Below are 17863 nucleotides of genomic sequence, written 5' to 3' on the forward strand. Positions count from 1 at the left end.
CTCTTTCATTTTATCTAAAAAAGCAGCTATCTAAAGCTGCTTTTTTTAGTTTGATTATTCGTTAATGTTAGTGGTTATTATCAACTTGAAACGCATTATGACTAAATAAGGATGACACAATATCAGCAGAAGATGCGCCATCAGCTAAACCCAAGTCATGCTGTGGATTAATGTTTTCTAACACAATATGCTGTGACTGCCCCTCACTGCTATTCACCTCAATATTAACATGACCTTTATCATCAACATCTGCACTAACATGCTTTAATAAATCATCCATATCTAAACGGGTATTGTCATCATCAGTCAGTAAACCACGGACATTAATTTGATCTTTATCTAATTCAAAATCAGTGATCGTATCAGTATTACTGACGGTAGAAAGTGACGATTCATGCCATGTAAATATATCATCACCGTTACCCCCCGTTAAAATATCATTGCCTTCACCAGCAACCAGAATGTCATTACCATCAAAGCCAAATAATGACTCACCTTGACTGTCAGCAACTAAGGTATTGTCTTGTTGATTACCAAAATTATCGCTCAATTCAAGGTTACCGCTATTCATCAACGAGCCGAGCTTATCTTCGTTGCTCATATTTAGTGAATTATCACCAAAGAGTTCATTATGATTCACCCCATTCAAAATGATATTTTGTACCATTTGATGTTGGTCATCAAAAATTTGAATCTCAGTATTACCTTGTTGTTCAATAATATTTATACGGTTACTCAAATCTTCTAATGACTGAATGTTTTGGCTATTGAGCGCATCGCCAAGACTAATGACATCAATACCGACTTCAAAATCCATGATAGTGTCAGTTGCTGGCGCATTAGCTGTACCAAAGTCAGCATCAGACCACAAGAAGGTGTCTTTAGTGTCATCACAATGACCATTAAGATGCCCACCCCAAAGGATATCATCGCCTCGACCACCAACAAGAATATCTGAAGCTACACCGCCCACTAAAATATCGTTACCATCACCACCTAGTAGCGTTGCCTGAGCGGTACTATCAATCACTAAATTAGCTTGATCTGATGAGGAATGTTGCCCAAGAATATTATTGGTTGCGCAAAGATCATCAACAACTATATTAAGATTTACTGGTGGCGACATCACCTGAGAACCATTCGATTCTGTCGATACCGCTGTAACACTGATAGTGTGGGTTCCTTGCTCAAGATCGTTAATATACACCTCGTTAAGATCTTGAGCGGTAACCTGCCAGTTACCATTACCCAAATCAGTACCAATCACATTACCCGCTTTATCAACAACCTGTGCTGAACCTAAATCACTAATTTTAACTGTTAGCGTTTCAGAAGCATCAGCTGATGCCGCTGCAATGAGTCCAATTAAAGGTATCATTGTTCCTAATGAACTTTGAATTGCTGCCGTTTGAATATGCTCTGCATGTAAACTCAATGATGGCATATCAACTTTTGGCGCCACTGTAATGTTGACTTTATTGGTCGAGGATAAACTGCCACCAGAACCTGTATTACCACCATCATTTGTCGTAATCGTTAACTCATCACTACCACTGAAGTGTTCAGCAGCGGTATAACTAATACCACTATCAAGTACAACATTAATATCAGTCATTGAGCCTTTCAGGATGACATTACCGCTACCATCGTTGGCAACTTCAACCCCACTATTCATCGGTAAAGTAATCGACAATGCGCCATGATTAACGGATAAAGTTACCGACATTGCGTCATTATTAGCAAGCTCGTTAAAATCAACATCGGTCACTTTAATACCATCAATAACAGTCGCAGTGTCTTCACTGGTACTAATAGTGGCTGGTACTTCATTTACAGGAGCATCATTCACCGGCGCCACGGTAATATCAACCGTACTCACATCAGTTAATACACCACCGCTGCCCACATTACCGTTATCCGATGTGGTCATGGTTAGCTTATCGCTACCGTTATAGTTTTGATCGCCACTGTATTCAATACCGTCATTCAATAGCGTATTTATTTTATCAATATCACCGCTGATTACTAACTTACCATCACCATTATCGGTAATAGTCAATCCTTGTGTTTCAGTGGCAACAATCGTTAATTGCCCGTGTTCAACATTTAACTCAACCGTCATTTGACCTGATGTAGCGCTTTCTTTAGCGTCAACATCTGTAATGCTCAATCCAGTAATAATATGGCTACTGTCTTCATTAACATCGAACGCTGCTGGCACCGTATTTACAGGCGCATCATTAACTGGTGTTACCGTTATATCAACCGTACTCACATCCGTTAGTACACCACCACTGCCAACATTACCGTTATCCGATGTGGTCATGGTTAGCTTATCGCTACCGTTATAGTTTTGATCGCCACTGTATTCAATACCGCCATCCAATAGCGTATTTATTTTATCAATATCACCACTGATTACTAACTTACCATCACCATTATCGGTAATAGTCAGTCCTTGTGTTTCAGCGGCAACAATCGTTAATTGCCCATGTTCAACATTTAACTCAACCGTCATTTGACCTGATGTGCCACTTTCTTTAGCGTCAACATCCGCAATTTTTAACCCAGTAATAATATGGCTACTGTCTTCATTAACATCAAATGACGCAGGCACAGTATTAATCGGCGCATCGTTAACAGCCGTTACGGTTATATCAACCGTACTCACATCCGTTAAGACACCACCACTACCAACATTACCGTTATCAGATGTGGTCATTGTTAGTTGATCACTGCCATTGAAATTCGCATCACCGGTATATTTAATGCCGCTATCTAACAATGTATTAATCTTATCGATATCACCACTTATCACGAGTTTACCGTCACCATTGTCGGTAATCGTTAATCCTTGCGTATCCGCGGCAATAATCGATAACTGTCCATGACCAATATTTAACTCAACCGTCATTTGACCTGATGTACCACTTTCTTTAGCGTCAACATCAGCAATTTTCAGCCCTGTAATAACATGGCTACCATCTTCATTAACATCAAAGGGTGCAGGTACGGTATTAATAGGCGCATCGTTAACTGGCGTTACTGTAATATCAATGCTATCGGTGTCTGTTAATGCACCACCAGCGCCTGAATTACCATTATCGTCAGTCGTCATAGTAAGGCTATCAGTACCGTTAAAATCTTTATCGCCAGTATAGTTAATACCTTGATCTAATAGCTGGTTAATTAGAGTCAAATCACCATTAATAACCAACTTACCGTCGCCATTATCAGTAATCGTTAAGCCCGATGTATCGACACCTGCAGCAATAGCCAGCTGGCCGTGTTCAACGCTTAACGTGACAGTCATATCCATTACAGCATCATGGTCATTACTATCTACATCCGTGATTTGTAGGTCATGAATGACTAGCGTAGCGTCTTCAGCAACCGTTAATGAATCTGAAGGTAAGTGGTTCACTGGTGCATCGTTATCAGGGGTGACATCAACATGAATTGTCTTATCAACAGCAACACTGTCGGTACCAACAACACCATTATCAACCGCACGAATATCGAGATTTAAATCGCCATTCCATACAGTTCCATCAATCACCGTCTGGTTATTAGCATCACCCGGATGGAAAATCAGCGAATCAAGATCAGAGCCTGTTACTTTAATTATCCATGAACCGTCGGCTTGCTTTTCAGCGCTACCATCAACGCCATCGGGTAAAGTAAATGAACTTGAATCAGGCACATTAGTGATGGTTATTTGTAATGATTCTGCCCCATTTTCATGAACATTCGAACCTGGATTATTAATGGTATTTTTGTCGTCATAAGCTTTAATGCCCAAATCAAGCGTGATAGGGCTATTTTCATCGCCACTTACATTTGGAGTTACGTCAGTGTCTACTTTATCGGCAACCGGATTAACATCAATAGTGACCGTTTCACGATTCTCTGCCGGTTTATCCAGTGAATCTTCTTTAGAATAAACCACAATATCGATATCAACGGTACCGCTGAAATCATGAGGTGGACGCACTTTAATATCACTTAAATCAAAGCTTTCACCAGACGCAGTAATCGTCCATACGCCATCACCATTATTGACAGCTCCTTCAATAATAAAACCATCTGGCACATTTTCTAATTTCATCGAAACAATATGTTCAGAACCATCGACATCTTCTAAAGAACCACTAATGCCAGCAAGTGGAATAGCGGTATCTTCATTGCCTACAATAGGCGTATCAATACCTTGCCATTTGATTTCGTCATTCACAGCAATAACATCAAAACTAACCGTACTATCAAATGATTTACTATCAGTTACTGTTGCACCTGTTGTGTCATCATAAATAGCAGTATCAACCACTGCCGTACTAACATTAATATCAACCTTACCGCTGAAATCGAGGGCAGGCCTGAAATGAATATTATCAAGTTGACTTTGATCAACCGTAATTGACGTACCTAGCACATTACCATCGGCATCAATAAACACGCCATTGCTGGTATCTGCTAATGTCAGTGTTACTGACTGTACCGTTTCTTTACCGTCTGTTTCTGAAGTATCAGCATCTTTTAAGCTTATGGATAAATCGAGTTTAATATCACCGTCTTCGTAAGCAATATTATCGTATACCTGCTCTTGCTTATCATCAGAGGTTGAAATAGGCTGCTTATCCGCGTTCAAACCATCAGTTTCGACAACTGTAATTGCTACATCTTTAGGACCATCAACTTGTGGTGCAACTTGCACTGCAATGGTATCTGTTTGGGTTTTATAATCACCACTTTCTGAATCGGTGGTGACATATTTAACATCAAACTTAAAATCTCCGGCATAGTCAGCAGGTAGATTTAACGTAATGCTTGAAAGATCAATCGTACCATCAGCTGCAACAGGTACTTTTAATACGTACTCACCCGTTACATGGTCAAAATCAGCCCCAGAAATTGTTGCACCAGCCGGTAAATTATCGGCATTGATTACTAAGGTAAAGTCATCATGGGCTTGATCACCGTTAGCTGTACTAATGGTAACAATGTGATCCATCATTTGCTTACCGAGATCAACACTATGATCTTCAGTGCCCGTTACAACATAACTATCATCAACAACAATCTCGGCCGCTTTTTCAGTATTATTTTCAGTATTAGCGCTAAAATCTAGCGTAATCTCGCCTAATTCTGAAACTTTATCACTCACATCACCGTCATCACTCATATCTTGAACAAGCGCATTAATATTAAGGGTTAACTGACCATTAAACCCTTCTGGTGCAATAATTTTCAAGCCATCTAGTGACGATTGCGGCACAGTCCAACTACCATTACCGTTATTAATACCACCAATAATGACAAAACCTTCAGGAATTGGATCCAACACAATTTGCGTGATCACTTCTGAACTTGAGGTGTCATTATTCTGCCAAGCAATTTTACCGTCAGAGCCAGCATCATTAGACAGATCAATCACACCGTCAGTGCCAGAAGCAATTGTTGTTAATAACGTACCATTATCATCAATAACGATCTTACCATCAGGCTCAACAACAGCTTTAATATCTACATCTAACGTACCTGTAATATCCTTGGTTACGGTTTCTTTATTACCATCAACATCTGTTTGAGATACGGTAACCGTCGATGTTAACTGAATATCTTGATCAGAATTATGAGGCGCAGTTACTGTGAGTTGACCACCATCAAGTAATGTCTGTAATTGCTGTGCCGTTAACTCTACGTTGCCATTACTGTCCGTATTCAGTTCTATGGCATTAATGAATAGCTGATAACCTGTCGGTAATCCACCTAAAGCTAAACCAGTAATATGCTCTTGAGGATCAGAAAGAGAAGGCTGCCAATTAACGGTTGTTGCTTCATCTTCTAAACCATTTGAGACGGTCGTATAATCTGTCGCATCAATTTCTGGTGTGATATGGATAATCAATTCACTGCCAAACTCAGCACTCGCGCCATCATTTTCAGTCACAACCGTGCGCACATCTAAGCTGATATCTTCAGTACTATTCTGCGGTGGCTTAATGACAATATTGGTTAATGAATCAAGATTGACTTGATAAATAGGCTGACCGTTACTGTCTTCACCCGCATAAACTAAGGTTTGTAGATTACCCTCTGCGTCATAAATTTCAGTCCCTTTTGGAATGCCTGAAATAATCACGCTAAGGGTTTCAGAACCATCGGTATTACCATCAGCATTGGTGTGCTCACCAGAGATGACTTTAAAATCAAATTTAGCTTCACCATCTTCTTTAATCGTGGTTTGTAAACCATCTCGACCATCATCTAACGGCGTCCAATCTGGGTTTTCAGATATAATTTCAGGGTGATCAACCACACCGGTTAACGCAACATTAATCGTTTGAGGCCCAATAATTTTCTCACTGGTCTCTGTTGTCACATTACCATTAGCATCTGTCACTTGTGCAACATCACGAACGATACCATTAACGGTAATACTAAAATCAACATTACTGTCTAATGGCGGCTGCATTGATAAACCGTTTAGATCTTGATATGAAATTTCATACACGCCATCAGCATTTGGCGTTAGTAGCTGATCATTTAGGTATAGCACCGCACCGTCAGGTAAAGCCGATATTTGCAAGAATAAATGCTCAGAATTATCGGTATTATCATCCAATGACGTTAGGTTAATATGGTTTGATAAATCAATACGTTGATCTTCATTTGCTTCAACACGTGTTACTTTTAATACCGCATCATCAGCCACAGGGCTAACATTAATGATCACTGTTTTTTCTACAGAATCAGCTGTTTGATGACCCGCAACAAAGTTACTATTTTCTTTACTTTGTGCTTGAATGGTTAACTTAATATCACCACTAAAGTTATCAACTGGATTAACCTCAACCGAACCCATTTGATTCGCTGTCACTTTATAAACACCAGAACCTGGTGAGGTTTCAACTAATAATTGACCACCAATTTCTAAAGTACATTTATCCTGATATTCGACAGGTACGGTAATAAAATAAAATAGCGTTTCTGAGCCATCGGTATCTTGTAAATCAGCGACAACATTCAATAACACGTTATCCTGATCTTCTGCAGTTACATAATGATCAACAGAACTTGCGTTCCATATTGGTGTATCCGCAATACCTTGAACATCAATAGCAAACTCACCATTCATAACCGGATGATTGCCACCATCAGTGGTATTTACTTGTGCGGTTACGTCAAATTTTATTCCAGCAGCAGAAGTAGAATAATCAGCATCAGGAACAAAAGTCACACCTTGTAAAATAAACTTCACATCAGGTGGATTGGTAGTATCAACCGTAAACGCGTTCGGTGGTAAGGTAACACTGCCATCACTATTTACAGTGAGTGGTTGGCCGTTATACATAAACACACCATGTGCTTGTGTTTGCGGTTGAATAGTTACCGTACCAACATGTTCACCGCGGTCGTTATCCCCACCATCAATGGTCATATTGATTTCAATACCACCACGATTAGGATCAACGTTGTCTGTAGCATCGGTAGAATGACGACCATCCTCTTCTTCACCGATACTATTTTCAACTTGTAATGTGGCGTCTTTATCGGAAATATCTAATGTAATTGTGCCCGTTGCGGTATCACCATCGCCATCTGTGACCTCAAAACCAATCTCTTTGATCAGATCTTCTTGGGTTTGAGAGATGTTATCTTTGGCTATAAAGTAAGTATCACCGTTAGGCTTGATCATCAGATCGCCTAATACTTGCGTACCATCTTTCACTTCATAGATTCGATATTCACCAGATTGCTCTAAGCTAGACAACGCAATATGCTGACCATCAACAATCAATGCTGTCACTTCAGCACCATCAGCGCCCGCTGCTGTAATCACATTTTCTTGCGTTGTTGAACTATCTTCTACCGTCGCTAATGTCACATTGTGAACCGATGGAATATCATCTTTCACGGTGACATCAATATTAACACTACCACTTACGTCGCCATCTTTATCAATGGCGTACACCGGAATTTCAATGGTTAATTGATCTTCACCTTGGGTTGGGTGATCTAGCGTGCCATGCAATTGGAAGATATAACGTCCGGTTGGTAGCAAGTAATAAGTAAACACAACATTACCGTTAGCAATACCTTGATAAGTACCTTCACTTGATTGCGATAACGTTATCTTATGACCATGTGAGGTTATATCATTTTGTTGATTAAATGAGTCAATATCAACTTTGAAGTTAACTACATGATCACTCCCAGAGTTAACAATAATATCGCCAAGAGCAGATTCACCATTACCTGATGGCGTTGTACCTGAGGCTAAATCACTTTCCTCAACCGTTAATGCAGGTGCTGCAGTGATAATAGGGCCAGCGCCATCTTCAATGGTAATTTGAGCATTAACATCATTAGTAAGAAGATCACCATCAGTATCTTTAACTTGTACTGGAACATCGATAACGATCTTATCGCCATCAACATTTACCCACCCGCCATTATCACTACCATTATGGTCAAGTGGAGAATGTTGTGTAATAGATACTTTAATATCAGCATCATGACCATTTGCGGCTTGTGTCGCGGTCACTGTAACAGTAAGCACAATTTGACCATTAGCAGTACCCGTTAAAACACCGCTAATATGATCATAAACAAAGCTTATTGGCGCACCATTTGCCGTTAACTCTGACTGTAATTCATCAATCAATGCAATAAGTTTGCTGTTATCTATAGTTGCCGTTGCCGGATCAAGTCGGTCAACCCCTGCCGTTACTGCAATATTTGTATCACCTGAAACGGGGTATCCTTGCTGGCCATTTGTTGGTGTTAAATCACCTTCGGTTATGGTAATCGTACCATTTTCACCACCAGCAGCATTGTTACCATCATGAATATTAATCGTGATTTGACCGGGTTTACTTACATCACCATCATGATCTTGTGCATACACATCGAGCTTAATAATTTCATCATCTGCCGATTTATCATCAACTTGATCGATAGGTTGTTTTTGATCGGCGACATAGTGACCATTAATATCAATGCTGATTTCCATGACAACTTGAGACGGATCGCTTTGTAGCACCACTACCACTCTCGTGCCATCAGCACTTAAATGGTACGTCGTCGCATGACCATTACTGGTTAAGCCATTCAATGATGCTTGATCGCTACCAAAATAAACTTTAGCAACTTGATCGCTACCGGTATCGACATTAATAGAACCAGAACCAGTTGCCTGACCAGATGCACCTTCATTTAAAGTTGCTGAAGTATCATGTCCAAATGAAGGCAGTTGACCATCGTTAATAGTAATATTGACATCAACGGGTTGTTGTAACGTATCACCGTCAATATCTTGCATTTGAACAGGTACATTAATGGTAATATTGCCACCATTAACATCAACATAAGTACCATCGGCACTCAAATGATCTAGAGGTAATTGCTGGGTAATCGACATATCGACGCTGACATCACCATTTGCTTGTGCTGTAGGCGTCAAGGTGATGGTAACTGCTTCATGTGCACCTATTGCTGTTATACCTGTAATAGTGATAACACCGTTAACATCAATATTAATGCTAAAGGTTAATGCTTCTCCGCCAGAAGTAAGACCATTTAATTCTGTCAATAACGTAGCTTTAACGTTGTTAGTGATCGTTAATGAATTTGCGACTAACGCATCATCTGTTGCATCAACAGTAAATTGTCCAGTACCTACAACAGGGTAACCTTTTCCTGGTTGAGGATTTTCTAGATCGCCTTCAGTGATCGTAATATTTGCCTGAACACCGTCACCGGTAGGGTTAAGGCCATCTTTAATATAGATCTCTAATTGACCCGTATTACTGCTATCACCATCATCATCAGTCGCAACTACACCAAGCTCTATATGAACGCTATCACCTGCCGTATTATCTTGTTCAATAGGTTGATGTTGTTCAACAATATAACTGCCATCATTACCAATAGTGATCGTTAAAACAGCCTCGCCATCATTTGTGCCACCATCAATTACTACCTTAATTTCGTTACCATCAACGATATAACGGGTCGCTTGATTATTTGAGACAATGCCATCAAGTGACGGCTGAGAAGCAAGAAAATTAATATGATCAATATTATCAGAGCCCACATCAACGGTAATTTTACCGTTGGCCGTGGTGCCATTTTCTGTTTCGATAATAGTGGTGCCACTATCTATACCCAGAGTAGGATCTGCGCCATCTTTAATAGTAACGACCACATCAACCGGTTGTTGCAATGCATCACCATCAGTATCTTGCATTTGTACGGGGACATTAATGATGATCTGACCGCCATTAACATCAACATAAGTACCATTTGCACTCAAATGATCTAAGGGTAATTGCTGAATAATCGACATATCGACACTGACATCACCATAACTTTGTGCTGTTGGTGCCAGCGTGATCGTAACGACCTCTTGCCCGCCTGATGCCGTTATCCCTGTCATCGTAATAATGCCATTAGCATCAATATCAATACTAAAGCTTAATGCTTTACCCTCAGAGGTAAGGCCATTTAACTCGTTTAATAAGGCTGCTTTTACACTATCGATGATGGTTAACGAGTGAGCGACTAACGCATCATCGGTCGCATCAACCGTAAAGTGTCCAGTACCAACAACCGGATAACATTTCCCGGGTTGAGGATTTTCGAGATCGCCTTCAGTGATCGTAATATTTGCCTGAACACCTTCGCCTGTTGGGTTTAAACCATCTTTAATGTGGATCTCAAGTTGACCCGTATTACTCGTATCACCATCATCGTCCGTCGCGACCACAGCAAGATCAATATTAACGCTATCCCCAGCAGCATTATTCTGCTCAATAGGTTGATGTTGCTCAACGGTATAACTACCATCATTACCAATCGTAATAGTTAGAACCGCTTCACCATCATTTTCACCGCCATCAATCACGACACGAACGTCATTACCATCGACGATATAACGGGTCGCTTGATTATTTGAGACAATGCCATCAAGTGACGGCTGAGAAGAAAGGAAATGGATATGAGCAATATTATCAGAGCCTACATCAACGGTAATTTTACCGTTGGTGGTGGTGCCATTTTCTGTTTCGATAATGGTAGTGCCACTATCAGTACCAAACTCAGGATTGGCACCATCTTTGATTGTAATATCGATATTGGCAGGTTTTTGTAGCCAATCACCATCGGTATCTTGCGCCTGAATCGGCACATCAATGGTGATTTTATCGTTGACACTATCGACTAAGCCATCCACACCGCTATCAGTATGATTTAACGGTTTATCTTGAGTGATCGTCACTGTTACATCGATATCGTGACCGTTAGCCGCTTGTGTTGCTGACAATGAAACTGTCACCACTTGCTCACCGCCAGCGGTAACACCCACTAATTGGCCTGTCGCGCTGTCGTAACTAAAGCTGATCGCTTGGTTATCACCCGTGGTTAATTCAGACGATAATTCATTAATTAAGTTTGTTAATTGTTTAGGATCGATAGTGACTTTGGTTGGGTCGAGACGATCAGCACCCGCCTCAATGGCAATCGTGGTGGTGCCAACAACTGGATAGCCTTGCTCATTACCTTGAGGGGTTAAATCACCCTCGGTAATAGTAATATCACCGTGTTCATTACCTGCCGCATCGCTACCATCAGTAACAGTGATCACCACTTGCCCTTGCGTACTGTCACCATCGTTATCGGTGGCGGTAACGCCAAGGTTTATGTTGACAATGTCAGCATCGTTTTGATCAATAGGCCCTGTTACTTCAACAGTGTATGAGCCATCTTTAGCAATCGTCACTACCATTACAGGCTTATCGTTACTATCAACCACCGTTAATACATTGCCGTTAACGGTAAATGTGGTGGCTGCACCATTGCTGGTAAGGGCGGTTAAACTTGGTTGGTCGGCATTGAAATCAAGCTGATGAATTGCATCTGAACCGACATTCAGCGGCACATCACCGTTAATGATCTGACCGTTTTGAGTGGTTTCATTCATGGTAGTGCCACTATCAGTACCAAACTCAGGATTGGCACCATCTTTAATTGTAATATCGACATTGGCAGGCTTTTGTAGCCAATCACCATCGGTATCTTGCACCTGAATCGGCACATCAATGGTGATTTTATCGTTGATACTGTCGACTAAACCATCGACACCGCTATCGGTATGATTTAACGGTTTATCTTGAGTGATCGTCACTTTTACATCGATATCATGACCGTTAGCTGCCTGTACCGCAGTCAGTGACACCGTTACAACCTGCTCACCGCCAGCGGTAACACCGAATAATTGTCCTGTCGCACTGTCGTAACTAAAGCTGATCGCTTGGTTATCGCCAGTGGTTAATTCTGATTCTAATTCACCGATTAACACAGTCAGTTGTTTAGGATCGATAGTGACTTTGGTTGGGTCGAGACGGTCTGCTCCAGCCTCTATCGCAATCGTGGTAGTGCCAACAACTGGGTAGCCTTGCTCGCCAGCTTGAGGGGTTAAATCACCCTCAGTAATAGTGATATCACCATGTTCATTACCGCCAGCATCGCTACCATCGGTAACAGTGATCACCACTTGCCCTTGCGTACTATCGCCATCGTTATCGGTGGCGGTAACGCCAAGGTTTATGTTGGCAATATCGGCATCGTTTTGATCAATTGGCCCTGTCACTTCAACAGTGTATGAGCCATCGTTAGCGATAGTCACCACCATTACTGGCTTATCATTACTATCGACTACCGTTAAGACGTTGCCATTAACACTGAAACTAGTCGCTTCACCGTTGCTAGTAATACTTTGTAGGCTAGGTTGCTCAGCATTAAAATCAACACGCTGAATAGCATCTGAACCGACATCCAGCGGCACATCACCGTTAATGATCTGACCGTTTTGAGTAGTTTCATTAATGGTAATGCCATTATCAGTACCAAACTCAGGGTTGGCACCATCTTGAATAGTAATATCGACATTGGCGGGTTTTTGCAGCCAATCACCATCGGTATCTTGCGCCTGAATCGGCACATCAATAGTGATTTTATCGTTGACACTGTCGACTAAACCATCCACACCGCTATCAGTATGATTTAACGGTTTATCTTGAGTGATCGTCACTGTTACATCGATATCGTGACCGTTAGCTGCCTGTACCGCAGTCAGTGACACTGTTACAACCTGCTCGCCATTAGTGGTAACACCGACTAATTGCCCTGTCGCGCTGTCGTAACTAAAGCTGATCGCTTGGTTATCACCCGTGGTTAATTCAGACGATAATTCATTAATTAAGTTTGTTAATTGTTTAGGATCGATAGTGACTTTAGTTGGATCAAGACGGTCTGCTCCGGCCTCAATGGCAATCGTGGTAGAGCCAGAAACCGGATAGCCTTGCTCATTACCTTGTGGCGTTAAATCCCCCTCGGTAATAGTAATATCACCATGTTCATTACCGCCAGCATCGCTACCATCGGTAACAGTGATCACCACTTGCCCTTGCGTACTATCGCCATCGTTATCGGTGGCGGTAACGCCAAGGTTTATGTTGGCAATATCGGCATCGTTTTGATCAATTGGCCCTGTCACTTCAACAGTGTATGAGCCATCGTTGGCGATAGTCACCATCATTACTGGCTTATCATTACTATCGACTACCGTTAATACGTTGCCATTAACCGTAAATGTGGTGGCTGCGCCATTACTGGTTAGGTTGGCTAAATTCGGTTGGTCGGCATTAAAATCAACACGCTGAATAGCATCTGAACCGACATCCAGCGGCACATCGCCTGTAATAACCTGACCATTTTGAGTGGTTTCATTGATAGTAGTGCCATTATCAGTACCAAACTCAGGATTGGCGCCATCAACAATGGTGATATCAACATTAGCAGGTTTTTGTAGCCAATCACCATCAGTATCTTGCACCTGAATCGGCACATCAATGGTGATTTTATCGTTAATACTGTCGACTAAACCATCGACACCGCTATCGGTATGATTTAACGGTTTATCTTGAGTGATCGTCACTTTTACATCGATATCATGACCGTTAGCTGCCTGTACCGCAGTCAGTGACACCGTTACAACCTGCTCGCCATTAGTGGTAACACCGACTAATTGGCCTGTCGCACTGTCGTAACTAAAGCTGATTGCTTGATTATCACCGGTGGTTAATTCAGACGATAATTCATTAATTAAGTCGGTTAATTGTTTAGGATCGATGGTGACTTTAGTTGGGTCGAGACGGTCTGCTCCAGCCTCTATCGCAATCGTGGTAGTGCCAACAACTGGGTAGCCTTGCTCGCCAGCTTGAGGGGTTAAATCACCCTCAGTAATAGTGATATCACCATGTTCATTACCGCCAGCATCACTACCATCGGTAACGGTGATCACCACTTGCCCTTGCGTACTGTCACCATCATTATCGGTGGCGGTAACGCCAAGGTTTATGTTGGCAATATCGGCATCGTTTTGATCAATTGGCCCTGTCACTTCAACAGTGTATGAGCCATCTTTAGAAATGATCACTACCATCACAGGCTTATCGTTACTATCAACCACGGTTAATACATTACCGCTAACAGTAAATGTGGTGGCTACGCCATTACTGGTAAGGTGAGCTAAATTTGGTTGGTCTGCATTAAAATCAACACGCTGAATCGCATCTGAACCGACATCCAGCGGCACATCACCGTTAATAATCTGACCGTTTTGAGTGGTTTCATTAATGATAGTGCCATTATCAGTACCAAACTCAGGGTTGGCACCATCTTTAATTGTAATATCAACATTGGCGGGTTTTTGCAGCCAATCACCATCAGTATCTTGCGCCTGAATCGGCACATCAATGGTGATTTTATCGTTGACACTGTCGACTAAACCATCCACACCGCTATCAGTATGATTTAACGGTTTATCTTGAGTGATCGTCACTGTTACATCGATATCGTGACCGTTAGCTGCCTGTACCGCAGTCAGTGACACTGTTACAACCTGCTCGCCATTAGTGGTAACACCGACTAATTGGCCTGTCGCGCTGTCGTAACTAAAGCTGATCGCTTGATTATCACCGGTGGTTAATTCAGACGATAATTCATTAATTAAGTTTGTTAATTGTTTAGGATCGATGGTGACTTTAGTTGGATCAAGACGGTCTGCTCCGGCCTCAATGGCAATCGTGGTAGAGCCGACAACTGGGTAGCCTTACTCACCAGCTTGAGGGGTTAAATCACCCTCGGTAATAGTAATATCACCGTGTTCATTACCGCCAGCATCGCTACCATCGATAACAGTGATCACCACTTGCCCTTGCGTACTATCGCCATCGTTATCGGTGGCGGTTACATTCAGATTAATAGTGGCAATATCGGCATCGTTTTGATCAATTGGCCCTGTCACTTCAACAGTGTATGAGCCATCGTTAGCGATAGTCACCACCATTACTGGCTTATCATTACTATCGACTACCGTTAAGACGTTGCCATTAACCGTAAATGTGGTGGCTGCGCCATTACTGGTAAGCGCGGTTAAACTTGGTTGGTCGGCATTGAAATCAAGCTGATGAATAGCATCTGAACCGACATCCAGCGGCACATCACCGTTAATGATCTGACCGTTTTGAGTGGTTTCATTAATGGTAGTGCCACTATCAGTACCAAACTCAGGGTTGGCACCATCTTTGATTGTAATATCAACATTGGCGGGTTTTTGCAGCCAATCACCATCGGTATCTTGCACCTGAATCGGCACATCAATGGTGATTTTATCGTTGACACTGTCGACTAAACCATCGACACCACTATCGGTATGATTTAACGGTTTATCTTGAGTGATCGTCACTGTTACATCGATATCATGACCGCTAGCTGCCTGTACCGCAGTCAGTGACACAGTTACAACCTGCTCGCCATTAGTGGTAACACCGACTAATTGGCCTGTCGCACTGTCGTAACTAAAGCTGATTGCTTGATTATCACCGGTGGTTAATTCAGACGATAATTCATTAATTAAGTCGGTTAATTGTTTAGGATCGATAGTGACTTTGGTTGGGTCGAGACGATCAGAGCCCGCCTCAATCGCAATCGTGGTAGTGCCGACAACTGGGTAGCCTTGCTCGCCAGCTTGAGGGGTTAAATCACCCTCAGTAATAGTGATATCACCATGTTCATTACCGCCAGCATCGCTACCATCGGTAACAGTGATCACCACTTGCCCTTGCGTACTATCGCCATCGTTATCGGTGGCGGTAACGCCAAGGTTTATGTTGGCAATATCGGCATCGTTTTGATCAATTGGCCCTGTTACTTCAACGGTGTATGAGCCATCTTTAGCAATGATCACTACCATCACAGGCTTATCGTTACTATCAACCACGGTTAATACATTACCGCTAACAGTAAATGTGGTGGCTACGCCATTACTGGTAAGGTGAGCTAAATTTGATTGGTCTGCATTAAAATCAACACGCTGAATCGCATCTGAACCGACATCCAGCGGCACATCACCGCTAATGATCTGACCATTTTGAATAGTTTCATCAATGGTGGTGCCTTTATCAGTACTAAACTCAGGGTTAGCGCCATCTTTGATTGTAATATCTACACTAATAGGTTGATCTAGTGGATTACCATTTGAATCAGCCCCCTGAATAGCGACATCAACCGTAATATTATCGCCATCACGAGACACTAAACCACTACTATTACCTTCCACATGATCAATAGGCTGATTAATCGTTGTCGTAATATTGACAGTAACATCACGCCCATTCGTTGACGATGCATCAAGGGTAATTGACATCACTGTCGTGCCATTGAGGGTACCAATAATCGAATTTGTTTGAGTATCGAAAATAAAACTAACCGCTTGCCCACCTGAAGAAATTTCATTATTCAATTCAGAAAGCAATGTATTAATAGAAAGAGAATCAAAAACAAAAGAAGCACTTTCAAGTGGTAATGTTGCGGCATCAACAACAATAGATGTTGATGTTTGAACGGGGTACCCTTGTGCGCCAGTTTGAGGTTCTAAATCACCTTCAACAACAACCATTGAACCCAATTCGCCACCATCAGCAGCGAGAATTACGCGGGGATCAATTGCTTGTGTCGCACGATGCGGATCATAAGCAGTATCAAAACCCGCTTCTGCCAATACAGCGTCATTATCATAATTAATAGTAATAAAACTCGCCGTTGCTGACGACCCATTTAATCCAACACTGCCTGCCGCTGACTCATTACCTGCGGCAGCGGCTTCAAATAATGTTGTTGGATCTTGTCCTGCTAAAATTGCATTTTGTAGTGATTCAATATCATCAGCAGAAAATGAAGTGTTATTTTTAGCCTCTCCGTTAAAAACTATACCATTATCTAATTCAACAGTTTCGATACCATTAGGGGTTGATATTGAACAACTAGGACAAGGAATATTAACAACTTGTTCTACACCATCTTTAATTAAAATAAACGTAGCATCGCGGTTAGTAACAATAATTTCATTCGGTTGAAGATCATGAAGATCTATAACTGTTATAGGTTGTTGATTTGGCTGAATAACAAAACTCTCGCCATCAACAAGTTTAAACGCTTCAACTTTATTATTATCATTCTTAACCATTAAATTGCCCAACCTTTAAAATTTTCGATGGCATAACAGCCAAACTGCATCATTTGAAATTGATATTGCAATATTTTAATGATCGCTAATCATTCCGATAATCAAACCAACCATATTTTTATTTTATGTATCGACATTAAAAACAACTTTACGCCAATACTTCAACAGCTTATCATTAGTTTTAATTATAAACAAACAACACATTAAAATATAATAATCATTAATATTTGCCATTAGCATGCGTTATACTTAGTGTAAAAAAAAGAACAATTT

General features: G+C 41.4%; 2 protein-coding genes. Both read right to left on the bottom strand.

The window, feature by feature from the left end; all coding sequences use genetic code 11:
- Window positions 1-67: 67 nt before the first annotated feature.
- Window positions 68-14956, bottom strand: coding sequence for a T1SS-143 repeat domain-containing protein (locus BTO21_RS06920; protein WP_239997989.1), 14889 nt, complete (start codon window positions 14954-14956; stop codon window positions 68-70).
- Between the two features lie 219 nt (window positions 14957-15175).
- A complete protein-coding gene (locus BTO21_RS20060; protein ID WP_170064498.1) occupies window positions 15176-17590 on the bottom strand; it encodes a retention module-containing protein in 2415 nt (804 codons plus the stop codon).
- Window positions 17591-17863 lie beyond the last annotated feature (273 nt).

Source organism: Photobacterium phosphoreum (assembly GCF_002954725.1).
Lineage (GTDB): Bacteria > Pseudomonadota > Gammaproteobacteria > Enterobacterales > Vibrionaceae > Photobacterium > Photobacterium phosphoreum.